The 24407-nt window shown below is 60.8% G+C and carries 17 protein-coding genes; 10 read left to right on the plus strand and 7 right to left on the minus strand.

Features of this window, described 5'->3' with window-relative positions:
• Window positions 1-98 precede the first annotated feature (98 nt).
• Window positions 99-1097: a glycosyltransferase family 2 protein gene (locus ACJD00_RS07445; RefSeq protein ID WP_418909154.1), complete on the minus strand. Its 999-nt coding sequence runs from the start codon at window positions 1095-1097 to the stop codon at window positions 99-101.
• Between the two features lie 100 nt (window positions 1098-1197).
• A complete protein-coding gene (locus tag ACJD00_RS07450) occupies window positions 1198-2022 on the minus strand; it encodes a serine hydrolase domain-containing protein (protein WP_418909155.1) in 825 nt (274 codons plus the stop codon).
• Between the two features lie 157 nt (window positions 2023-2179).
• On the opposite strand from ACJD00_RS07450, the gene smc reads away from it, so the two are divergent.
• Window positions 2180-5752 (plus strand): chromosome segregation protein SMC, encoded by a 3573-nt coding sequence (gene smc, locus ACJD00_RS07455; RefSeq protein WP_418909156.1) that lies wholly within the window; start codon window positions 2180-2182, stop codon window positions 5750-5752.
• Window positions 5753-5843: 91 nt separating this feature from the next.
• Window positions 5844-7214 carry a glycosyltransferase family 2 protein gene (locus ACJD00_RS07460; protein ID WP_418909157.1) on the plus strand — a complete coding sequence of 457 codons (1371 nt, stop codon included), beginning with the start codon at window positions 5844-5846 and terminating at the stop codon, window positions 7212-7214.
• Between the two features lie 72 nt (window positions 7215-7286).
• On the opposite strand, the gene ACJD00_RS07465 is transcribed toward ACJD00_RS07460, so the two are convergent.
• Window positions 7287-9353: a cell wall-binding repeat-containing protein gene (locus ACJD00_RS07465; RefSeq protein ID WP_418909158.1), complete on the minus strand. Its 2067-nt coding sequence runs from the start codon at window positions 9351-9353 to the stop codon at window positions 7287-7289.
• 106 nt (window positions 9354-9459) lie between these two features.
• Window positions 9460-10695, minus strand: coding sequence for an MFS transporter (locus ACJD00_RS07470; RefSeq protein WP_418909322.1), 1236 nt, complete (start codon window positions 10693-10695; stop codon window positions 9460-9462).
• Window positions 10696-10778: 83 nt separating this feature from the next.
• Between ACJD00_RS07470 and ftsY the strand changes: the two genes are divergently transcribed.
• From ftsY to ACJD00_RS07495, 5 genes are all read left to right on the plus strand, one after another.
• Window positions 10779-11969 carry a signal recognition particle-docking protein FtsY gene (gene ftsY, locus ACJD00_RS07475; protein ID WP_309410447.1) on the plus strand — a complete coding sequence of 397 codons (1191 nt, stop codon included), beginning with the start codon at window positions 10779-10781 and terminating at the stop codon, window positions 11967-11969.
• Between the two features lie 286 nt (window positions 11970-12255).
• Entirely contained in the window at window positions 12256-14349 is a 2094-nt protein-coding gene (locus ACJD00_RS07480; RefSeq protein ID WP_418909159.1) for an acyltransferase family protein, read from the plus strand.
• Window positions 14350-14531: 182 nt separating this feature from the next.
• Window positions 14532-15749 (plus strand): ammonium transporter, encoded by a 1218-nt coding sequence (locus tag ACJD00_RS07485; protein ID WP_418909160.1) that lies wholly within the window; start codon window positions 14532-14534, stop codon window positions 15747-15749.
• A gap of 255 nt (window positions 15750-16004) precedes the next feature.
• Window positions 16005-17549 (plus strand): SH3 domain-containing protein, encoded by a 1545-nt coding sequence (locus tag ACJD00_RS07490; protein ID WP_418909161.1) that lies wholly within the window; start codon window positions 16005-16007, stop codon window positions 17547-17549.
• A gap of 37 nt (window positions 17550-17586) precedes the next feature.
• Entirely contained in the window at window positions 17587-18228 is a 642-nt protein-coding gene (locus ACJD00_RS07495; protein WP_418909162.1) for a hypothetical protein, read from the plus strand.
• Here the strand turns inward: ACJD00_RS07495 and ACJD00_RS07500 are convergent.
• Complete coding sequence (locus ACJD00_RS07500; RefSeq protein WP_418909163.1) at window positions 18225-18896, minus strand: DNA-3-methyladenine glycosylase; 672 nt, start codon at window positions 18894-18896, stop codon at window positions 18225-18227. The genes ACJD00_RS07495 and ACJD00_RS07500 overlap by 4 nt on opposite strands.
• Before the next feature lie 254 nt (window positions 18897-19150).
• On the opposite strand from ACJD00_RS07500, the gene ACJD00_RS07505 reads away from it, so the two are divergent.
• From ACJD00_RS07505 to ACJD00_RS07515, 3 genes are all read left to right on the plus strand, one after another.
• Window positions 19151-21256 (plus strand): catalase, encoded by a 2106-nt coding sequence (locus ACJD00_RS07505; RefSeq protein WP_418909164.1) that lies wholly within the window; start codon window positions 19151-19153, stop codon window positions 21254-21256.
• Between the two features lie 169 nt (window positions 21257-21425).
• The gene (locus ACJD00_RS07510) at window positions 21426-21923 is read left to right on the plus strand and encodes a transporter substrate-binding domain-containing protein (RefSeq protein WP_418909165.1); all 498 of its coding nucleotides are present in this window, start codon (window positions 21426-21428) and stop codon (window positions 21921-21923) included.
• A complete protein-coding gene (locus tag ACJD00_RS07515; protein WP_418909166.1) occupies window positions 21920-22894 on the plus strand; it encodes a cation diffusion facilitator family transporter in 975 nt (324 codons plus the stop codon). Before ACJD00_RS07510 ends, ACJD00_RS07515 begins: the two co-directional genes overlap by 4 nt.
• A gap of 172 nt (window positions 22895-23066) precedes the next feature.
• Here ACJD00_RS07515 and ACJD00_RS07520 read toward each other — a convergent pair whose 3' ends face one another.
• Both ACJD00_RS07520 and ACJD00_RS07525 read right to left on the minus strand, forming a co-directional pair.
• On the minus strand, window positions 23067-23480 hold the full coding sequence (locus tag ACJD00_RS07520; protein ID WP_418909167.1) for a hypothetical protein: 414 nt from the start codon (window positions 23478-23480) through the stop codon (window positions 23067-23069).
• A 200-nt stretch (window positions 23481-23680) separates the two neighbouring features.
• Complete coding sequence (locus ACJD00_RS07525; protein ID WP_418909168.1) at window positions 23681-24268, minus strand: cysteine hydrolase family protein; 588 nt, start codon at window positions 24266-24268, stop codon at window positions 23681-23683.
• Window positions 24269-24407: the final 139 nt, after the last annotated feature.

The raw sequence follows: 24407 nt of genomic DNA on the forward strand, positions 1-24407 counted from the left end.
GTGCAAGTAGATCGTCATTTCCCTTGTCAGACGCCAAGAGTATAGGCATGGTCCGGTCGGAATCTTGTCGGTCTCCTAGGGCTGAGCAAGTCGACGTCCTAGATGATTCGTGCCACGGATTTGATGAGCGACGGGTCATTCACTCGCAGTGAATGTCGCATGGCGGTGGCCTTACGCCCCAAGCCGCGGGCTTCCCAGCCTTGATTCTCATCCAATATTCGACGGATGGTGTCAATCGAGTGTTGACGTTCTTCGGTGGATCGTTTGCGACGCATCTCAATGGGGACATCAAAGTGCAACAGGCGATTCCAGTACTTGGAACGAGCGTGTGCGGCGCGCTCTGGATGCGTCGACTGCGCATCGTCTATTACTTTAAACACTTCATACATATAGGCATAGAAATCATCCACCGGCAGCGTGTGGCCTGTTAGGTGTTGTTCGGCCCCAGCTTCGCTACTATGACGTACCCAGTAGTAGCATGGTTCGTCCGCCTGGATGGCGATCCTGTCCGTGAAAAGATAGCTCGCCATAGCAAACGGGTGATCTTCGGCCATCCTGAGAGCTGAATTGAAACGGTACGGAAGGGACCGCGCGTAATCAGTTCGGTACATCTTTAGCACGTTCATGGAATCTAGGACTGGCGATTCGAGCAGGTCGGTCCGTGCGCGCGTCTTTTCGAAAAGTACTCGAGGAACGCCGCGGCCAACACCTTCATATCTCCCAATGATCACGTCAGCATCGTCGTGGGTAGCCAGAGTGGTCATGGACTCGATGGCCTTGGGGCCCAAGTAGTCATCGACGTCGACGAAATGGATGAACTTGCCCCGCGCATTATCGAGCGCTGTATTTCGACTCTGGGCAGGGGAACCCGAGTTGGGGTGGCTCGAGACGGTGCCTTTGAGCTTGAGTTCTTTTAGAAACCTGCGGGCGAGGTCGACCGTGTCATCTGCAGATCCGTCATCGACGCAGAGCACCTCGAGACGTTTCACGTCATAGCTTTGCCGGGCGATGCTTTGTAGACAGGTTTCCAAATAAGCCCCGGCCTGAAACATTGGAACAGCAACTGTTACTTCGGGACGGCGCAAAAAGGTCGGCATCTGTACATACTAGCTAACTCGACACTACTGAGCGAGAGACACACCTCTTTATTGGCGACCGTGGAATGTCGCCTTGGACACATACTGCCCCGACGGCGGACTAGGACGACTGCTTGCGGTATGCAGCCAGAACCCGATCGTTAAAAGGCGCCCACGCCTCGACAGCCCAGGGCCCGAAATTCAAATCGGTCAGGGTTGCGCAGGCTAAACGGTCCACCGGATCGACCCAGAGGAAGGTTCCGGACTGGCCAAAGTGCCCGAAGGTCTGCGGCGGGTGTGTGCTGCCGGTCCAGTGCGGCGATTTGTTCGAACGCAATTCGAAGCCCAGACCCCAGTCGTTGGGGGACTGGCGGCCATAACCGGGAAGGATCCCATCGAGTCCGGGAAATTGGACGCTCGTTGCCGCCGAGAGCGTCTCACCGGCCACCAAGCGTGGATTCAAAAGTTCGGCCGCGAAGCGAGCGAGGTCGGCGCCGGTGGAGATGCCGTCTTTCGCCGGGCTGCCGTCGATGCGCGTGTCGTTCATGCCAAGTGGTGCAAAGACTGCCTCCTGGGCGTACTGGCCGATGTTGATCCCTGTTTCAGCCTGCAGGTGTTCTCCGAGCACCTCGAAGCCGGTGTTGGAGTAGCCGCGCTTGGCACCTACCGGGAAACGGATGGCCGTGCCGTCGAAGTCATAGCCGGCGGTATGGGCCAATAAATGTCGCACGGTCGCACCTTCGGGACCAGCCGGATCGTCGAGGGAGACGGCCTCTTCCTCCAACGCGACGAGGAAGGCATAGGCCGCCAGCGGTTTGGTCACCGAGGCCAGGGCAAAGCTTTTGGTTGTATCGCCATGCGCATCAATGATCTCACCGGCGCCGTTGATGACTACCGAGACGGCGTGGGTCGAAGGCCACGTATCAATTTCTGCAAGCACACTCATCGCTACTCTTCTTTCCCAACAAACCGGAGGCAAAACACAGTGCCCCGGCCGGCGGATCGAAGGAGCCTTCGATAGACTGATGCACGGGAGCGGGCACTGCCTGTCCTACTGTATCGACCATTTATGCCCGACACACAAAGCTGAGGAACGTCCGACCGTGCATCTGAAGACACTCACCGTCCGCGGGTTTAAGTCTTTTGCCTCGGCAACGACCTTTGAATTTGAGCCCGGAGTCACCGCCGTGGTCGGCCCCAATGGCTCGGGTAAGTCGAACGTGGTGGACGCGCTGGCGTGGGTTATGGGCGAGCAGGGTGCCAAAACGCTACGCGGCGGCAAGATGGAAGATGTCATCTTCGCCGGAACTTCGGGGCGGGCGCCGCTGGGCCGTGCCCATGTATCGCTGACCATCGACAATACCGATGGCCAACTACCCATTGACTATGCCGAAGTCACCATCTCCCGCACACTCTTTAGAGCCGGTGGGTCCGAGTACGCCATTAACGGCACCTCCTGCCGCTTGCTGGATATTCAGGAGCTCCTGTCCGATTCCGGGCTGGGCCGAGAAATGCACGTCATTGTCGGTCAAGGTCAGCTCGACCGGATTTTGCATGCTACCGCCGAGGACCGCCGCGGTTTCATTGAAGAAGCAGCCGGGGTGCTCAAGCATCGGCGGCGCAAGGAAAAGACCCTCCGCAAACTTCAAGCTATGCAGGGCAACCTCGACCGGCTCGAAGACCTGAATGCCGAAGTGCGCCGTCAACTAGCGCCTCTGGGCCGTCAAGCGAAAATCGCACGCCGGGCCCAAAATATCCAGATCGACCTGCGTGATGCACGGGCTCGTCTGCTAGCCGATGATCTGGTGACGCTGAATAACAAGCTTGCCAAAGACATTGATGATGAATCGAAAATTCAGGCGCGCCAGCAGGAACTCGAGGGCCGACTCGAACACTCGAAGAAGCGCCTGACGGAACTGACCGGGCAGCTCGAGGAACTGACTCCGCGGCTCGCCGCGGTAGATGACAGTTGGATGAAGCTGAGCACGATCGCCGAACGATATCGCTCGCTGGCCGCCTTGGCCGCCGAACGCGGGCGACTGCTGGCCGATGCGCAGACTCATTTCGATGCCAGCCGTGATCCAGACCGGCTTGAGGCCCAAGCCGAACGGTTGGCCGAAGAATTGGCGGAGCTGGAAGAAGCGGTCGAAGACCGCCATGAGATTTTGGCCGAGGCCATCGAGGCCAAGGACAATGCCGAAGAGGCCGCTCGTGCCGAACAGCAGCGCATGGCCGCGTTGCTGCGTGCCGCCGCCGACCGACGCGAAGGCATGGCGCGGCTTGCGGCCCAGGTAGCCTCGGCGCGCAGCCGAGTGGATGTGAGTACCGCCGAAATTGCGCGGCTACGCGACACGCTGTCCACTTTTGATGCAGATTTGGCTGCCGACGCGCATTCGCTCGGTGAGGTACAGGCCGAACTCGAGGAACGCCTCGAAGCCGAACCGGAGCTCAACGCCGCCTACGAGCAGGTGGACGAGCGCTATCGTGAGTTGGCCGAGACACAACGCCAAGCCGTGACGCGTGAGCGCGAACTGTCCATGCGGCTATCTGGACTCCGCGCCCGCTGCGAGGCGTTGCGGCTGACCACCACGCGCCAAGACAGCTCGGCCGAACTACTCGAAGAACACCCCGACCTGCTCCATGGCCGACTCGGGGAACTCATTACGGTTAGCTCAGGCTACGAACAAGTGATCGCCGCGATGCTGCGCGGAGCCGAAGAATCACTCGTGGCCCTAGGTGCCACCGAGGCTTGGCACATTATCGACAGCTCCGCGGCAGAAGCCGAGCGGCATATTCACCTGCTGCACGGTAGCGCCAACGGTCACAATACTTCCGAGAAGAATATCGATGCCATAGCGGCGACCACCGTGGTGAACTGCGATGACAGCATCGCCGGATTGCTGCACGCACTGCTGGGCCGGGTCTACATCGTCGAAGATACGGACCGTGCGCGCGAGCTATCGCTCGCGCACCCGCAGCTGACTTTCGCAACCCTCGACGGGCATAGCGTGAACACCGTGGCCAGTATCAGTGGTCAGGGCAGCGACGCGTCGTTGATCGCCCAGCAGGCACTGCTTGAGGCCACCGAGAGCGAGCTAGCCGAGGTGCAGGACGAGCTGGCGTCGGTTGAAGCCGGTATTGCACAGCGCGCGCCAGAACTGGCCGAGCAGGAATCCCAGCGTGAACAGGCGGCCGGTGCCCTGCGTGAGTCGGATGCCGGCATCGAAGAACTCACCAACTACCTCGCCACTCTGGGCCAGAAGCTACGCGGGGCCACCGCCAGCAAGCGCGAGCTCGAGGCGAAGCTTGCCGCTGCACTCGAACAGGTCGAGATCGAACGGGAGTCGCTGGAAGAGATCACCGAGCGCATGGAAATTGCCTCGGAAGACCACGATGACGATTCGGTGGATGAGGCGACCCGCGCCGCGTTGGCGGATGCCGCCGCCTCGGCACGTCAGCAGGAGCTCGAAGCCCGCTTGGCATTACGCAGTAGCGAGGAGCGGGTCAGCAATCTGCGCGGGCGAGTCGACGGATTGCGTCGCACCGCGCAGGCCGAACGACATCACCGCGAGAGCGCCCAGCGTCAGGCCAATGAACGCAAGGCCAAAGCCGAGGCCGCGCGCCGCATCGAAGAACAGGCGCGCAGAATCCTGGAATTTGTCGAAGCCTCACTGGGGATTGCCGGCAACGAGCGCGAGGAGCTCAGCGCTCGTAAACGCACCGTGGAAGAAATGCTTCGTTCCGAGCGGGGTGAGAGCGAGAAACTGGCCACGGACCTCGCCGCACTGCAAGATGCGGTGCATCGCGATGAAATGGCCCGCGCCGAACTGCGGGTACGAATTGAGAATCTTGAGACCAAATCCCTGGAGGAGCTGGGGTATACCCCCGACTACCTGATCGAGAACTTTGGTCCCGACCGGTTGATTCCAGCCTCGGTGGACCCGGAAGATAAGTGGGCCGAACTGCGCCAAGACGTGGATGAGGACGGAAACCTCATTGGGACCATTCCCTTCGACCGCAGCGAGCAGGAAAAACGCTTGAAGAAGGCCGAACGCGATCTGGCCGCGCTGGGCAAGGTCAACCCGTTGGCCCTCGAAGAGTTCGCGGCCCTTGAAGACCGCCACAAATACCTCTCCGGACAGCTGGATGACCTGCGAAAGTCACGGGCCGACTTGGAGCAGATCATCAAGGACGTGGATGCTCACGTGGAAATGGTGTTCACCCAGGCCTACGAGGACACCGCGGTACAGTTCAAGCGGATCTTCGACCGGCTCTTTCCCGGCGGCGAGGGCCAACTCGTGCTCACCGATCCAGAACACATGCTCACCACCGGTATCGAGGTGGAGGCGCGTCCTGCGGGTAAGAAGATTAAGCGGCTCTCCCTGCTCTCCGGCGGCGAACGTTCACTGACCGCCGTGGCCTTGCTCGTGGCGATCTTCAAGGCCCGTCCCTCGCCCTTCTATGTGATGGACGAGGTCGAGGCTGCGCTCGACGACATTAACCTAGGGCGCCTGATCACCATCTTCGAGGAACTTCGTGAGTCCTCCCAGCTGATCGTGATCACCCACCAGAAGAAGACCATGGAGGTAGCCGACGCGCTTTATGGTGTCACCATGCAAGGTGACGGCGTTTCGACGGTTATCAGCCAGAAGATGGAGCGCGTTGATACGCACTGAGGTTGACCTACTTACTCAGTGGACTTGGATATAGTTTCAAGTGGATGTTCGCGGATAATGGCGCGGCACGAACGCTACAAGGTAGGAAAACGTGGGCACTCTTTCTGAACCGGTGACACAGGATGGGCCAATTCTGGTGTCTGTCGTAATCCCGGTGTACAACGCCATGCCGTACTTGACCGAATTATTGAATTCCCTTGAGATTCAAGACCTCGACAAAGACCGTTATGAGGTCATTGCGGTTAACGATGGTTCCACGGATTACGGCAACGAAATCCTGGATGTCTATGCCAAGAGAAACGGTAATTTCCGAATCATCCATCAGGAAAACAGTGGATGGCCAGGAAAGCCACGTAACGTCGGCATCGAAAATGCTCGAGGGCGCTATATTTTCTTTTGCGATGCCGACGATCGTCTAGGGGAGCAAGCACTTCGCCGAATGACCGACTACGCTGTAGCCCACGACGTGGATGTTCTGGTCCCCAAAATGGTTGGCCTTGGTGGGCGTCGCGTCCAGGCATCGCTCTTCGCAAAAACGCAACTAGACACCTCGCTAGAATTTATTCTGGCTAGTTTGTCGCCCCAGAAAATGATCAAGAAGTCACTGCTCGTAACGGCTGGTATTCGTTTTCGCGAAGACAAAGTGCGGCTCGAAGATGGCATGGCAATGGTGCAAGCGTATGTTGCCGCCAAACGTATTAGCATCCTCGCCGATTATGACTACTATCAGATTCGCTCGAGGGCCGATGGACAGAACATCAGCGTCGGGGCGATTGAACCAACAGGCTACGTCCGGTCCTTGTCTCATATCGCGCAGACTGTGCGAGACCACACTGGAGATGACCCCGCGTACACCGCTCGTCTCGTGAGTGGGCTCTTCCGTCGGAAGGGGCTGCGCTTCTATCAGGGCGCTCGATTCTTGTCTTACAGCCCGGAGAATCGGAGGGCCTGGGTAACGAGCCACAAGGCTTTTCTTGCTGAGTTTCTCCCGGCTGAGTATGAAGAGTTCTTTAAGCCAGAAGAGCTACCTACCGTGCACGCAATTGTTGCTGAAGACCTCGCTGAACTCGAGCAACTAGCACAAAAGCAGGTTGCTGCGTCAAAGAATCCGGAAGTAGTACGACTGGGCGTCGATAACAATTCAGTAAGCCTTGAGTTCGCGTCCCCAGTCGATGGACCGCAACCTGTGGGCGTATCGGTGATCTGCCGAGACACTGCGGGTGTCGAGAGCAGCACCAGTATCGAAAGCCCGACCGCTGGTGTATATCAGGTCGACCTAGGACGAGAGTCGTTGCTCGGAAGTCTTAAGAGGCTGGGCGACGTGCAGGTCGATTACGCGAAAGGCAAGCCGCGACGTCTGGCATTCCCCGAAGCCGTGTCGCCGGCAACCCACGCCGGACTTCGAGCCTACCGAACAGCCTATGGATACCTTAGTATCGACGTGCGTAAGGCAGTGGGCTAAAAACGCTGATCCGAGGAAACTGCGGTGAGCGGGATGGGCATTGTACTTATAGCCCATCCCGCTCATCTCGTTTTACGAGCAGACGTTCAATTGACCGTCGGAGCGATAAGCTACCGTCTCATCGAGCACAAGCGGGCCGCCGAGCATAACGTTGGTCCACCCCTGCATGGAGGTCAGCGCCTTGGCCGTGGCCGGCGGCAGGCAATTCTTCTTCGTCAGCAACATCGGCGCACCGTTATAGGCGGCGGCCACCGCGCCGGTCAGCCCGTCCGGGAAGCGTGCGCCGGTGGCGATGAACTGGCGCTGGGCTCCCTTGGGCCAGAAGGTCGTGGCGATCAGGGCCGAGGTGTCGTAGAGCGTACGTCCGCCGTAGCGCACGACCCTGGCTCCCGGAACCGCCGCGCGGATCTGCTGTTCGGCCGCCTGCGAAATGGCCAGCGGACCACCGGCTAAATACACGGTGGAGGGGTTCAACCGCTTCAACTGCTGCGCAGTGGTCGCAGGCAACGATTTCTGCTTGGTCAGCACCATCGGGGACTTCTGCTTCGCCGCAACGGCCGCCAGCGACATGGCGTCCTCGAAACGCTCACCGGTCGCCACGAACACGGACTTCGACGACGACCACCGGGCGGCGATCTTCGAGCTCGTGTCATAGAGGGTGTTGCCCCAGAAGCGCGTGACCGGGCCATAGTTTTTCAGCGTGCTGATCGTCGAATCCGCGATGGTGAGCGGACCGCCAAGGACGATGATCTGCTTCGGTTTCAAACGCTTGAGCTCGGTGGCTAGGCTCGCGGGGACCGAATGCTTCTTGGTGAGCAGAAGTGGTGCCTGGTGCGAGGTGGCCAGCGGGGAGCCAACGAGCGCGTCCTCGAAGCGTTCCCCGGAGGCGATCACCACGGTCTTCGCCCCGGAGGGGAACATCCGCCGGGAAATTTCCACTGGAGTGTCGTACAGGGTCTTGCCGTAGAGCCGGACCGGCTCCAAGCGAGTCGGCCACACATCGGCGTTCCCCAGATAGTCGGTGACCATCCGGTACGGCGTCGAGCGAGTGTTGCGCGCGAAGTCCTTCAGGGAGGTCAGGTCGCCATTCCAGACATTGGCATCGACGTAGAGTTTCGATCCGATCAGATCCGAATTTGAGGTGTACTGCCACATGTTAAAGGTCTTCCATCCCTCGGGCAGTTCGCGCGGATTCTTAGGTACTGCGGCGGTGGGGTAGAGCGAGACGTGCAGCGGCCACGAGGCGAAGGCCGTGGAGTCGCCGGTGCACCGATCCCACCACGACTGGGCGGTGTAAATCATCGGCAACCGTCCGGTGGCCGACTTAATGGTGGAACCGAAGTCCTTGATCCAGGTAACCAGCTGGGCAGGGGTCATGCCATAGCAAACATCGCCGCGCCCCTGCGGGTAGCTGGTGGCAGAGTATGGGTTCCACTCAATATCCAAGAGCGGTGGGAGGGTCTTGCCATCGGCGCTCCAATTGCCACCATTGGCGAGGAATTCCTTGGCCTGGGCGGCGCCGGACGAATGGGCCGGCAGCGCGAAGTGGTAGGCGCCGCGCAGGAGGCCCGCTGCGGCTGCCCCGGTGTAGTTCTGCGTGAAGTTAGGGTCTTTGTAGAGCCCATCGGGCCACGACTGGGTGGCCTTAGCGTAGCTGAAGCGCACGCCCTTTTTCTTGGCGTAGGACCAGTCCACCTGCCCCTGAAAGCGGGAGACGTCAATGCCCAGCACACCGGGCGGCCGCCACGTACGTAACTCGTCGAAGGAGGCAGCGTTCCCCGGAGCACTCAGCGGCGACTGCTGAGCCGCCTGTGCCACCTGCTGTCCCAGGACTGCCAGTTCGGCGAGGGTCGGTACCGTCGGGTCGCCATTTTCGGCGATGCGCCGAGCTCCTTGGCCAAGTTGTGCGTCGAGGTGCTCCAGGCCCAGTTCGCTGGCCGCGTCTCGCGCTAAGTCAACGCGCTTGTTGGCGGGTAAGCCATTCAGGTCATCGAAGCGCTCGAGCAGGTTTTGCGAATGGCCGGGGTCCGGTGTTTCCGTGCCGGTGGCCTGAGCCGGCGCTGCCAGCGGGGCGCACAAGAGTGCTGCGGAAAGCAATACCGCCACGGCCCGAGACCTGCGGGGTGGGGGGAAGGGCATGGGTGATCTCCTCGGCGAGGTGCGAATGACTTATCTGGCCAGTCTAATCTCAGGATCTTCCCAGGCAAGCGTGGCTGACTCGGTGTCCCGCGTTAGGCCCGTTACGTTATACCTTCTGCGCCGGCACCGGACGCGCGGGTACGAAGAGCCAAGCCACCACGCCGATCAGGCAAACCGCGCCGGAGGCGCTGAGCGCCACCTGGTAACTGAGCGCATCGGCCATGGCTCCGGCGATCAACGGGCCAATAATCGCTCCAAGGTCGGTGAACATCTGGAAACCGGCCAAGGCTTTGCCGCCGTTGCGTCCGGCGCCAATAACATCGGCTACTGCAGCCTGCTGAGCCGGACCGAGGATGCCGCCACCGAAACCGGCCAAGATCGACAGCGCGATGAACCACGGGAGCGAGGTGAAGTATCCCATGGCCACGATGCCGGCCAGCAGGATCAGCATGCCCACGATCACCGGGGTGCGACGGCCGATCCTGTCGGTCAGCCGACCCGAAAAGAGCAACGCCGCACCGTTACCCAGCGCGAACACCGACAAGGAGATGCCGGCGACCTTCGGGCCCAGATCTTCGCCGAAGACCGCCAGCGCAAAGAGCGGCACCATGGAGGTGCGGATGCCGAAGGCCAGCCAACCGTAACTGAAACCGGAGGCCAACGCCGCTCGGTAGGTGCTCGAGGAGAGTGCCTCACGGGTCGTAAGCACCTCGACGGCCGCCGGCTCCGTCGTCCTTCCCTCGGCTTCGGGTAGCGGTTCACGGCGACGGGCCAGCATGACATAGACCACGGCGGCGGCGATGATCAGCGCGATGCCGTAAATCAAGAAGGGGAGTCGCATGCCAAAGGGGGCCAGCAACGTTCCTAGCACCGGGCCGGTGACATTGCCCAGCAGGAAGGCCCCGGCATAGTACCCGGAAATGCGCCCGCGGGCGTTATCGGGGGCCAGCCGGGCGATCAGCGCCATGGCCGAAATGGTAAACATGGTCGATCCGAAGCCGCCGAGGCCACGAGCGATGAGCAACTGGGTGTAGTCCTGTACGGCGGCACACAACAAGGTGGACAGCGCAACCAGGCTCACTCCGGAGACGTAGACCTTGGGTTCACCCAGCCGCGCCGTGAGCGTACCGGCCACTGGGGCGAAGATCAGGCGGGTGAAGGCAAAGATGCTCACGATGACGCTGGCGGCCGCCGCCCCTACATCAAAACTGACCGCGTACTGTGGCAGGATCGGGGCAATCAGACCGAAACCCAAGGCGATAATGAATGCGGCGACGATCAACACCTGAATTTCGCGGGGGATCGGTTCACGGGTGCGCTGTCTTTCGGCGGCGGATGTCATCACGAGATGCGTGGCTTCCTATCTTGTTTGTTGCGCGGCTCAACTGCCACGGTAAGTCTAGTCTGTGAGACCATTTACCAGTGATGACCGAACAGTTATTAATTCCCATTATCATTGTTGCGGTCTTGGCGCTGCTCGGCATTGGTATCTTTGCCTTCGTTGCCAAGGGCCGTAAGCCAAAGACTCCGTACACCAGCGAACGCGACGCCGATGACCAGCCCAGTGCGCCGGTTGCGGTGGCCGAACCCGAAGACGAAGTCGATGCGGATCTAGCGCCGACGCTGCGTGAACCGGCCCCGGTTCCGGCCGAAACGGTCGAGGAACCGGCCAGCCTGCTGGAAACCCCGGAGCCGGTCGATGGCCGTTTGGCGCGTCTGCGCGCCCGCCTGACCAAGTCCACCAACGTCTTCTCCAAGGGTCTGCTGGCGCTGCTGAGCCAGGACAAGATCGACGAGGACGTCTGGGACGAAATCGAAGAGACCTTGCTGCTGGCGGATCTGGGCACCGAACCGACCATGGAACTGGTCGACGCGCTGCGTGAGCGCGTCAAGATCGAAGGGAGCCGCGATCCGCAGCGCGTTAAGGCCATGCTGCGTGAAGAGCTGCTGAAGCTGGTCGACCCAAGCATGGATCGCAACCACATCCCGGCCCCGCACCCGGACCGCCCGAGCATCATCATGGTCGTGGGCGTGAACGGCGTGGGCAAAACCACCACTATCGGCAAGATGGCCCGTGTGCTGGTGGCCGAGGACAAGGACGTGCTCCTGGGCGCGGCCGATACGTTCCGTGCCGCCGCCGCCGAACAGCTGGCCACTTGGGGTGACCGGGTGGGCGTACCGACCGTCAAGTCCGATATCGACGGCGCCGACCCGGCCTCCGTGGCGTTCGAGGCCGTCACCGCCGGTATCGACCAAGAGGTCGATATCGTCATGATCGACACCGCGGGGCGCCTGCAGAACAAGGTCGGCCTGATGGACGAGTTGGGCAAGATTAAGCGTGTGGTCGAGAAAAAGGCCTCCGTGGATGAGGTTCTGCTGGTGCTCGACGCCACGACCGGTCAGAACGGCCTGAGCCAGGCCAAGGTGTTCTCCGAGGTTGTCAACGTCACCGGCATCGTGTTGACCAAGTTGGACGGCACCGCCAAGGGCGGCATCGTGGTGGCCATTCAGCGCCAGCTCGGCGTTCCGGTCAAGCTCGTCGGTCTCGGCGAGGGCCCGGACGATCTGGCTCCCTTCGATCCCGAGGCATTCGTCGACGCACTGCTGGAAGGCTAATTTCCTCCTAAGCGATCAAGCCTGCTGCGACCCCATCCGATGTCCGGATGGGGTCGTTGCTCCTTTAAGCTTTCGCTGGCCCTCCAACCGTTCGTTTGTTCGAAGCTCATATTCGAATCTGAGGTAACTTTTCAGTTACATTTCAGATTTGTTCGGTACAAATGTATCTGGGGTAGCGTCGGGCCGGCGCCTTCCCTTGCCCGCGACCGGATCGGAGTTCCGGTCACAGCGACAGCGAAGGACCAACACGTAGGTGAGTTTGATCCAGCAAAAGCAGCGTCAGCCGATGACTGCCAGTACCGTCCGAGGTTTTCGTGCCGATATCCAAGGGCTGCGTGCGATCGCAGTAGCCGCGGTGGTGCTCTACCATTTTTGGCCACACCGGTTGCCGGGCGGGTTTATCGGTGTAGATGTCTTTTTCGTCATCTCCGGCTTCCTCATCACCGCTCACCTCATTAAAGCTCCGCCACAGGGCATTAAGCAGGTCATTTCCTTCTGGATGCGCCGCGTCAAACGTCTGCTACCGGCGTCATTTCTGGTGATTCTGCTCAGCGTCCTAGGAATCTGGTTACTGGCCCCGGAAACCGTGTGGCAGGATTGGGGGATTCAGGCCCTAGCGGCCACCTTCTACATGCAAAACTGGTACCTTGCTACGAGCAAGGTCGACTATATGGCCGAAGCCGATGCGCCAAGCCCCTTCCAGCATTTCTGGTCACTGGCGGTGGAGGAGCAGTTCTACTTCGTCTGGCCGGTGCTCATCGGAGTCGTGGCCTTCATCGCCCTGAAGCGCCGCATCCCATTACGCACCGCCGTTCTCGGCGCGGTGGGCGTCATCTTCCTCGGCTCGTTGATCTTCAGCGTGCTGCAAACCAGCGAAGACTCCGGGATTGCCTACTTCTCCACCTTCACCCGCGCGTGGGAGTTCGCCGTCGGCGCCCTCGTGGCGGCACTTGGCACGCGGGCGGTAGCCCCGAAGGCCGACGCACTGAGCGCCGTGGCCAGCTGGGTGGGCCTCGCGGCAATTTTTGGCAGCGCGCTACTGTTCACCGGCGAACTTCCCTTCCCCGGCTACATTGCCCTCTTGCCGGTACTGGGCACCGCGTTGGTGATCCTGAGCCATGGGACCCACCGATACTCGCCGGCAAGGTTTCTGGGCTGGGGACCGATGCGTGCGCTGGGCGATCATTCCTATGCGCTGTACCTCTGGCACTGGCCGCTGCTGGTCTTGGCCCCCTACCTCTTTGCGGACTTTAAAGCCATCCAGAAGATCGGTCTGCTGTTATTGGCCTTTGTGCTTTCGGTGCTGACCCAGCGTTTGGTGGAAACCCGTTTTCGGAAGTACCTGGATTCTCCGGCATGGCTCTCGGCTCCACGCTTTCTCGCCGTGGGTTCGCTGTGTCTCGCACTGACCGCCGGCGGATTCAACGCCGTGGCACAGCACAACGTCAGTTCGGTGCAAGACGTGAGGTCCTCGGTCGCCGAGGTCAAAAAGGATCTTGGGGTTCGCTGCTTTGCCGCCAACGGATTGAGTAGTGAGGATTGCGTTGAAGCGACGGCAGGACTCGATGAGCTTGCCCCAGCGCCAGTGGTGGCCAAAAATGACAAACCGGACGCCTACGCCGATGATTGCTTCGCCAGCCAAACCACCGACTTTTCCGAGCGACCGGTATGTAACTACGGCAAGGGGAAAACTAAGGTGGCGTTGGTGGGTAACTCTCACGCCGGACATTGGTTGCCGGCGGTGCAAATTATGGCTGACCGCAATGACTGGAGCGTGGACACCTATGTGGCCAGCCGCTGCGCGGTGATGGATGAAGAACAGGATTTCGACTCGGAGACGAAGTCCGAAGGGTGCGCCGAGTATGAAGACTGGGTGACCAAGCAGTTCCGTGAGAAGGGCTATGACCTGATCATCACCTCGAACCGCCAATCACTGCCGGTGGAAGGTTATTCGCTGGATGGCAGCGAGAAGCCAGCCGAAGAAGCCTATAAGCAGACGCTGAAAGACTGGAAGGCCACTGGCGCGAAAATCATGGTCATCCGCGATACCCCGTGGCCCGGTGAAACCATGAAGAACGTGCCCGACTGTGTTGCCGCCGCCGATGAAAAAGCGGTGACGAAATGCAGTGCGGACCGGGACAGTTGGGAACCGATGGATCCGCAGTATCAGGCGGTCACGGCTCTGAAAGACCCCGATATTGGGCGGGTGAACCTCAACGACGCGTTCTGCAAGGATGAAACCTGCTACAGCGTCATCGGTGGCGTGATCGCCTACTTTGACCACTCGCATTTGAGCGAAACGTTCTCCGCTAGCCTTTCGGGGAAACTCGAGAAACGAATGCGTGAAGAGCTACCGGATTCATCTCTCTGGGTGCGTTAGCGGCCTTGAGCAAGGCGAAACAAGTGTGTAACACCAGGTGGTGAGAAGTCACCAGAACGAAACACTTGCGCAGTTAAGGTGAAACATCGGCCCGCAATGATGGAATCACGGTTTACGGCAACGAAGACGTGAACTGTGAGACAACTTTTCATCACTGTGATCCCAAGAGGGGATAACCTGCCATGGACCTTTCAACCGCTGATTTATGGACGCTGCTGGCTGCGGCGCTCGTGCTTCTGATGACACCGGCACTCGGACTGTTCTACGGTGGCATGACTCGTTCGACAGGCGTCATCAACATGATGCTGATGAGCTTCTCAGCTGCTGCACTAAGCGCAGTGGTCTGGGTCCTCTGGGGCTACTCGTTAGTGGCCGGACAGCCGGCCATTGCCGGATTCATCGGCAACCCCCTCAGCGAATTTGCACTAGAGAACACCGACCCGGCTGACCTGCTGGCTGCCGGATTCGCTGGAACCTTCGCCATGATCGCGGTGGCTATTATCTCCGGCGCCATCGCCGACCGTACGCGCTTCAGCGCATGGTTGATCTTCGTGCCGGTATGGGTTTCGCTGGTTTACGCACCGGTGGCCTTCTGGGTCTGGGGTGGCGGGCTGCTCAGTGCAGACGGTGCCATTGGAAGCATCTTCGGTGAAGCCATCGACTACGCCGGTGGTGCCGTGGTTCACACCAATGCCGGTATCGCCGCTCTGGTTCTAGCCCTGAAGCTCGGCCAGCGCCACAACTTCCATGATCGTCCGCAGCCACACAACACCCCGTTGGTGATGCTCGGTGCCGCGCTGCTCTGGTTCGGATGGTTTGGATTCAATGCTGGTGCGGCCACCACCGTCGAGGAAGCCGGCCTGATCTGGGTCAACACCTTGGCCGCTCCGGCCACCGCAGTTCTTGGTTGGGTTGTTATCGAACGAGTTCGTGGCTCGCGCCCCACCTCGACCGGTGTCGCCTCCGGCCTGGTCGCCGGTCTGGTGGCCATCACCCCGGCATGTGCCAACGTTTCTCCGGGTATGGCCCTGGTGTTGGGCTTCGTTGCCGGTGCCGCCTCGAGTTGGGCCGTGAATCTGAAGTGGAAGCTGGGCTACGATGACTCGCTGGACGTTGTCGGAGTGCACGTGGTTGCCGGTTTGATCGGCACCGTGGCCCTGGGCTTCATTGCACTGCCGAGCGAGGAAAGTGCCGGCGGACTATTCTACGGTGGCGGGTTCCAACTGCTGATCTCGCAGCTGGTGATGTGTGCAGTGGTCATTATCTTCTCGGCGGTAGCCACCTGGGTGATCGCCACCGTCATCAACAAGATCGTCCCATGGCGTATCAGCGCCGAACAGGAACAGGCTGGTATCGACAGCCACGAACACGACGAAGAAGGCTACCAGCTGCAGCGCTAACCACCAGCTGACAGGCAGCTCGCGTATTGCATCAGAAGCGGCCGAGCCGACAAGGAGCAAATCCTTGTTGGCTCGGCCGCTGTTTTGTGTCGCGAGAATGAAAGGTAACTTCTTGGTTGCGTCTTGGCCTCAACAATTCCAAGGTCTTGAATTAATGGCGGTCTCGTGTCATGGTGGGGTTTCATCACTCACAACCGGCGCGTGAATATCATCGACGTCTGCCAAGGAAGACGTGTCGCGCCCGAAAGAGGGACCATGACGTACCGTCACCCGAAATCCATACTGATGTTGCTCGCCATCGTGGCCTCGCTGAGCCTGGTGGTATCTCCGGCTGGAGCTGGTACCGTGGCCACACCGTCGACTGTCATAGAGGAATCCGAGGCCAACGCCGCATTCGTCGGATCGGCCACGACGACCGCAAACCTGCATCTGCGCTCGCAACCCACGAGCAGCTCGACCTCGCTCGGGGTCATGGCCTACGGCAGTAAAATCTGGCTCACCGGTAGCGTGAGCGGAGACTGGGCCAAGGCCGTCTGGGGCTCAAGAAATGGCTGGGTCCACACCAACTACATCAGGTACGGCACGGCGAGCACCAGCCAATACCGCTACGCGCAATACACCGGCGCCACCTACGATCGCGCCGATAGAGCCACCGGCCAGCGAGTGGGAACGATCCGCAAATACACCAAGGTCGAATACCGGGCCTGGGACGCGGTGAATAAGCGCGACAACATTAAACTCAACGGACGCTGGGTCTGGACCTCGGCCACCAACCGCTACCCACCGAAGATCGAGTACCGCTACGCGCAATACACCGCCACCGTCTATGACCGGGCCGATCCCGGCAGCGACAAGGCCGTTGGCACGCTCCACGTGGGGACCAAGGTGAAATTTGCGACCTGGAATGCGACGCACCGGCGGGATGAGGTCTGGCATAACGGGCGCTGGGTGTGGGCCTCGAACACCGATCGCAGCGCACCGCGTGCCGAGTACCGATACGCCCAACGTAACGGAGCCACCTACGACCGGGCGGATAAGAACACCGCACAACGGGTGGGTAGCATCGCCTGCGGCACCAGGGTGCGCTACTCACGGTGGAGTTCGGCCAACCGCGGAGACGAGGTCTGGCACAACGGGCGCTGGGTGTGGACCGAGGTTACCAACCGTCCGCAACCGGACTGTGTGCCACCGACCACCTCGGTCGACCCCTATGGCCGTTTCACCGAACATCGTGTGCCGTTGCGTAAAACCCCGAAAGCCTACCCTTATGACTCCGCGATTCTTTGGATGAACCCCGGCATGAAGGTGACGGTCACCGGTACGGCGCCGGGTGGCTGGGTCCGGGTGAAATACGGCAAGTACACCGGCTATGTGATCGCAGCCAACGATTTGGTGCGTGCTGCGCCTTATTCGGTGGCCGTGTATGGAACCTTGCGCACCGGACAGTCGGCGTACAACGTCATGGATGGTTGGCAGCAAAAGATCATGGATCAACGTATAGCCAATACCTCGCTCTATCAGCTGTGGAACCCGAATTGGACCTTTTTGACCGATGGGCCCAAGAGCGTGGTGGCCGAGCAGTTCCAGTATTCACCGTCACGAGGACCGGGCATGCTGCAGAAGCTCGATGTCTATGAAGGCCAGCTCAAATACGATGGCCGTCCCATGTATACCCGCCAGCGGGTGACGATGACCGATGGTTCACAATCGTGGACCTATAAGACCACCGACTTTTCGGAGCGTGTGGTCAAGGAGTCCGGTCGCTATATCGACTCCGGTGACTTCCTCAAACGCTCGTAGCCAGCGGCTACGAGACCTGAAGGGATTGACGATTCTGATGAAAACGATCCACAAAATTACCCTCGCTGCCGCAGCACTGCTCGCGGTTAGCTCCAGCGGAGTGCTCCTGGGGGATCAGGCCGATAAGGCAGTGGCCGAATCACCGGGGGATCAGGCCTTGCGCAGCACCGCCGACGTGGCGGCCAAGGATCCACAAACCGGGGCTCAGGTGCACACCGACACAAAGGCGAATGTGCTCAAGGTCTTGGGGGAGCCGGGCAAACTCACCGTTGATGGGCAAACGGAGCCCTCCTTCGAGATCACCGTCCACAGCGTTAAGGCGCTCGAGAGTTGCGAACTGCGCGGCTATGGTACGACCATTACGCCGGAGAACGGTACCTTTCTTTTGCTGGATGTCAGCGCCCGGCTCGACGCCTCGGCCGCCAAGACGGTGAAGGAAGAGATCGCCCTGATGCCACTGGACGCCTCGGTCTTCGCGACTTCTGCGGGTCCCGATGCGGCCTTGAATAACCAGCTCGACACCGTCGCCAGTTATTCCTGTGCACTGGAGAATCCGCTGGACATTGCCGTTGGAGCCGGCAAAGAGGTGCGCGGACAACTGATGCTTGACTCGCCGTACGCCACCGGTCAGGTGATCTATGACCCGGATCAGACCGGCGGTTGGACCTGGAGTTTCTAGGGCTGCAGGAAGGACCACGGCAGCACATCACGCTCCGGCTGGAATTTCCAGGCCGGAGCGTTGCGGCCGCGACGAAAAGAAGAGACACTGGGCTCGCCGGGAAGCCAGAACCGCCACGGGAATAGTGGCCCACCGGCTTCCAGCGCGACACCCACGCGCGGCCCGCGGGCGAAATGGGTGGGAGCGCTAGCTGGCGGTTCCCACTCAAAGGGATCTTCGCCAAGATCTCGCTCGTTGTGCTCCGCGCGCGTGATTCCTAGGGCTTGGCCGAGATTGCCAGGCCCGCGGGCCAGCTGGTGGTCGCTAATCCCGCTGGTGCGTCGCGCCCGGGCTAACTCCACACCCTCAATGACTTCTCCGGCGCGAAGCAGGACCGCCGAGGCGATGCCCGGCGGGGAGCAGACAAGATTCAGGGCGTAATGGATCCCATAGGACAAATACACGTAGGCGCACCCCGGTTCTCCGAACATTGCGGCATTGCGTTCGGTACGCCGGTTCCGCGAATGCGACCCGGCATCGTAGGGCCCGGGCGTGCCCACTCCGTGATAGGCCTCGACCTCCGTGAGCCGTATCCCCACCACACCCTCGACGCTGTTCACGCGCAGCACCCCGCCCAGTAGCTTCGGTGCGACCTCTAATGCGTCGGCTTCGAATAAGGATCGATCCATCTTCCCAGTATCACCCGGATTCGTTCTCTGCCTAGGGCGCGGGGCCCGGCGCGAGTGCCGCGACCTACTACGCAGCCGTCAAGGCGCCCTACTCGGTGAAGCTCCGGTGGATGGATCAATAGTTCGCAACTAGAGCGGCTGTGGTGGTTTTATGTGAGAATCATGAGAATTATTGGGCGCGCTGGCTTCCGGTGCTTTGATTACCTAGCGTGGCAGACATCCAGCACGTTTTGGATAAGAGCTAGGAGTGTGCATTGACCAACGAACCAGCCCAGCAATCTTCGCCGAACCAAACCCCTAAAATTTCCGGTCCGGGCCAGGACAGCGAGAGCCTAACGACGACCCAAGGCGCACCGGTTTACGACACCGATCATTCTCTGAAGGCCGGCGAGCGCGGCCCCACCTTGCTACAGGATCACCACCTGCGCGAGAAGATCATGCACTTTGATCATGAGCGTATTCCCGAGCGAGTGGTGCATGCGCGCGGAGCCGGCGCCCATGGTGTCTTCACCAGTTACGGCAACGCCGAAGAATTGTGCCGAGCCGACTTTCTGAAGCCCGGGCGGGCCACACCCGTTTTCGTTCGCTTCTCCACGGTGGTTGGATCACGCGGATCCATGGATACGGCCCGCGATACCCGCGGCTTTGCCACCAAGTTCTACACCGAAGAGGGCGTCTTCGACCTGGTGGGCAACAACATCCCGGTCTTCTTCATTCAGGACGGCATCAAATTCCCCGACGTGGTGCACGCGGTCAAACCACACCCGGATCTGGAGATCTCTCAGGCCCAGTCCGCCCACGACACCTTCTGGGATTTCGTCTCCCTGCACACACCGGCGCAGGCGCACACCATGTGGAATATGAGCGACCGCGGCATCCCGCGCTCCTACCGGATGATGGAGGGATTCGGTGTTCACACCTTCAGGTTGATCAACGCCGAAGGCCGGTCCTCCCTGGTGAAATTCCATTGGAAGCCTCGCCTCGGCGTGCACTCGCTCACCTGGGAAGAAGCCCAGCTCGCCGCGGGTGCCGACCCCGACTTCCACCGTCGTGACCTGGCCGAGGCCATCGATGCGGGGCAGTATCCAGAGTGGGAATTGGGGGTGCAGATCTTCCCGGACGATGGGACCGCCGTCTTCGAGGGGATCGACCTGCTCGACCCGACGAAGTTCGTCCCCGAAGAACTCGCCCCGGTACAGGCGCTGGGAAAGATGCAGCTGAACCGGAACCCCGAGAACTACTTCGCCCAGACCGAACAGGTTGCCTTCCACCCGGGCCACCTTGTCCCGGGCATCGACGTAACCGACGACCCGCTGCTGCAGGCCCGGCTTTTCTCGTACTTGGATACGCAGATCACCCGTCTTGGCGGGCCGAACTTTGCGCAGATTCCGATCAACCGGCCCCATTCGCCGGTCAACGACATGTTCCGCGACGGTTACCACCAACACAATGTGCCGCAGGGGATCGCACCCTACAAACCCAACTCCATGGATGGCGGGTGCCCATACCTGGCGCAGGTCACCTCCGGCGAGCACGCCCCGTTGGACTTCCCGCAGGAGTTGCCAGCCACGCAGAAGCTGCGTAAGGAACCAGCGAGCTTCTCCGACCACTACAGCCAGGCGCGATTGTTTTATCAAAGCATGACCGCCCATGAACGCGCCCACATTCAACAGGCGTATTCGTTCGAACTCGGCAAGTGCACCGATAACACCGTGCGTCAGCGCCAAATCGACTGTCTGGCTCAGATCGACGGGGAGCTGGCCGCCACGGTGGCAGGTGCACTGGGGCTTGAGGCACCGGCGGTGGGCGAAGAACCCTCAGCCACCGAGACCAGCCCGGCCCTTTCGCAGATCGGTGGGACCTGGCCGGTCGATGGCCGGAAGGTTGGGATCGTGTTCAACCGCGGCAACGAGGATGGGCTGGAGCAGATCACCCAGGCGCTCGCCGATCGCGGTATGAGTCCGCTGTTGGTGTCCTCGCAGGGCGGGAAGACCGCAGCCGGCCAGGAAATCGATCGCACCTACCTCACCGCCCGATCCATCGAGTTTGACGCGCTCATCCTGATCGGCCCGTTGCCACCGGCGGGAGACTCCGTGGTTCCGCTCGACGCAAAGGCGGGGGCACCCTCGGCCGGTGCGGTCCCGCTGGATCCCCGCGTGTCCTTGCTGGTGAACGAGGTCTACCGGCACAGCAAGGCGATACTCTGCCTCGATGGGCAGTGCGATGGGTTGTTGGACGCCGCGGGCATTGTGGATGACGCGCCCGGGGTTGGAACCGTCGAGCTCCCCGCGGTAGGCGATTCGATGGAAGAGCTGTTGGCGTCGCACCGTGCCTGGGAGCGCTTCCCGGTCGCTGAGTAATAACGTCTAAGTCTCAGTGGGATGCGGCCGCCTTGCGGGGTCGCATCCCACAGTGATGCTGTGCATCCTGACAGTTCCCCGCGAGTACTGGGTTCGCGGCACGCTGCTCAGTATGTTCAAAGCAACACAGAGTGGATGGGTAGTACTTCGAGTAACGGGAGGAATCTCAATGAGGTCGAAGAGAGTTCGGCGGCTTCGTGGTGTTGTGGCCCTAATCTGTGGCGGGTTGGCCTTGGCGCTCAGTGGGTGTGCCTCGTCGTTGCCGATGGATCCGGAAGGAACGCTGGATTCGGTGCGCAACGACACCCTGCGCGTGGGTGTCACCCCGCATGAGCAGCTCGTGAAGATCGATGGCGGTTCCTTGGGTGGCCCCGATGTGGAACTGAGCAAGGAGTTTGCCGCGCATCTTGGAGCTCAGCCGGAATTTGTGCTCGGCGGCGAGGAAAGCCTGGTGAAAAAGCTCGAGGAAAACGAGCTGGATCTCGTGGTCGGGGGAATCAGCAGTAAAACCCCGTGGTCGGAGAAGGTGGGGATCACCCGTCCCTATGCCGAGATCACCGATGAGAAGGGTAAGAAGGAGAAACTGGTGCTCTTGGTCCCGCCGGGGGAGAACGCCTTCTTGAGTGAGCTGGAATATTTCCTCGACCAGACCCAGGAGATGCCATGATCCCCGAAGCCGGCACGCACTTACCGCGCGAACAACAACAGCAGATGCGCCGGGCTACCCGTCTCGAGTGGGCCAGCATCGGGTACGCGGCCTGCACGATCACCGCCGTGGCGCTGGTGGTTGGCAACTCGCAGGCCATGCGCACGGCTTGGGTGGAAGACATGCTGTCCGTGCTTCCACAGCTGGCCTTTCTCATCGCTTGTCTTGTGGTGCGTAAGCCACGGCGCCCAACCCATCCCTACGGCTATCACCGCAGCATGAGCGCCGGACACCTCGTCGCCGGCGTAGCCCTGCTCGCAGTGGGTGGGATGCTGGTGTATGAAGCGGTGTCGGGTCTGGTCAAGGCCGAGCATCCCACCATCGGCACCATGAATCTTTTCGGCCACACCATCTGGCAAGGCTGGCTGATGATCACCGTAATGGTCGTGCTATCGGTACCGGCGGTGATCCTCGGCCGGTTGAAGATCAAGGCGTCGAAACCGCTGCACAATAAATTGCTACACGCGGACGCGAAGATGGCCAAGGCCGACTGGCAGACCAACCTGGCATCGGTTATCGGTGTCGGAGGCATCGCCTTTGGTATCTGGTGGCTGGACGGTGCCGCGGCATTGGTGATTTCCGCCGGCATCATTCAAGACGGATGGACGAACACGAAGTCGGCGATCGTGGACCTGCTAGATCGTCGGTCCACCTCCTACGATGGCACCGATCCGCACCCGTTGATCACCAAGCTGGAAGCGCAGCTGAAGACCTATGGCTGGATCAAGGACTTCGCCATCCGTGCTCGCGAGCTGGGTCAGGTGATGCACATTGAAGCCTTCGTGGTGCCGATTGCCGGCGAGCTCACCGAGGAGCGGCTGCGTCAGGTTCGCGAGGATCTGGAGGAAACGGACTGGAAGTCCTATGACGTGGTCGTGGCGCCAGTCGACGAATTGCCAGGCTTCTTTCTCCAACCTCGGGAAGTGGCCTAGCCGTCCGCGCTAGGTGGCACTCATCCTCGCTGGTGAGGCTGGGGACTCGCGTCCCCAGCCACTTACCGAACTCTCGTGGTGTGCTTGATAGCGGTCGGTGCCCCGGACTCTCTCGACCGTATCGGGCGGCTGGCGAAGAGCGCCACGCCACCACGAGGTGAGCTACCGTGCCCTACGAGAACAGTATCTCGTAGCTGGCGAGGGGAACGATATTCGCTGCCGCGGCAACAAGGTGTGCATCGCCCGCGATCAGGGCGTCGGCTTGTAGTGTGGCAACGGCGAGGTATTCCGCCAGCTTGGTGTCATCCCAGTCCAGTTGCAGCGCCAGCTTCCATGCGGTCGCTCGCGATACTCGGTCACCGAGTAGCCGGATTTTGAGGCTCGCGATTCCTTCGAGCTCCTGCCGCGCTGTCTTCTCATCGAGCGTCCCTTGGCGGACCTGGCGATAGAGCAGCGATAGCACGTGGCTACGCAGCACACTTGGGCCAACGAGGCGGTGCCGGGCAGCAATGTCGCGGTGATCGCGAACAATACGCAACGCCGTCATCGCATCGATGGCATAGCGCCGAGACTCGAGCCCTGTCATGGCCCTTACCCTTCTCTAGGGCGCCGTTGCTGTCAAGGAGGTCGTGGTCCGGGGCCGGGAACAGCGCCAGCACAGGACAGCCCAGAGTCGGAACGCCGTGCGGTTATGGCCCATTAGCAGGGCGTTCGTTGGGGCGGCCCAAGGATGATGAGCCGAACCGCCGTCGATGGCTACGGCTCGGCAACCAGCCCGCGCTGGCCCTAGGTTCGGGGTTCAAGGGCGTCGATCAGCGTCTGTGTGTCCAGTGAAGGCTGGCGGTGAAGCACCTCCAGCTGATGTAGCGTGCTCTGCTCGAAATCCGGATCGGCGGAGGCGACCGCTTGCTTGGCGATGGCCACGCGGTAGTTCGCCGCGAAGGCATCTCCGGCCGTGGAGGCCACGCAGGAGTCGGAGGCTACGCCAGCCAGAATAAGGGATCCGATCCGGTGGGCGCGGAGCAGTTCATCGAGGTCGGTCTGCCAAAACGCGCTATCGCGATGTTTGATGATCTGCGGGCAATCACCGATGTGCAGTTCGGGCAGGTTGCGGGTCTGTTCGGTTCCCTCGAAGAGGAAACCTTGGTCGTCTTCCAGCATGCTCAGTGTCCAGGTGGACTTATCGCGTTGGTGGATGGTGCGTACGTTGACAATCAGCAGTCCGTGATCCCGTGCGGCATCGATGAGTCGGTTGCATTCGTCGACCACCTGCCGGCGTTGCTGAGCCAACTCCGGTGCCTCGAAGAAGGCGTTTTGCATATCGATCAGAATCAGGGCGGGCTGCCTAAAATACTCCGGTTTCCAGATTCTCAACGATATCCTCACCCTCGGTGCATTGGGGGATCGCGTATAGTTCACGATCCCAAGGAAAACTAGGACGGCACTGAGTACTCAGTGCTTAAGGTGCGCCGCCGAGCCCCGCAGGCATCTACCGACGGGGCCCACGGTTATC

Origin of the sequence: Glutamicibacter endophyticus, assembly GCF_048457885.1 — a bacterium.
Classification (GTDB): Bacteria; Actinomycetota; Actinomycetes; order Actinomycetales; family Micrococcaceae; genus Glutamicibacter; species Glutamicibacter endophyticus.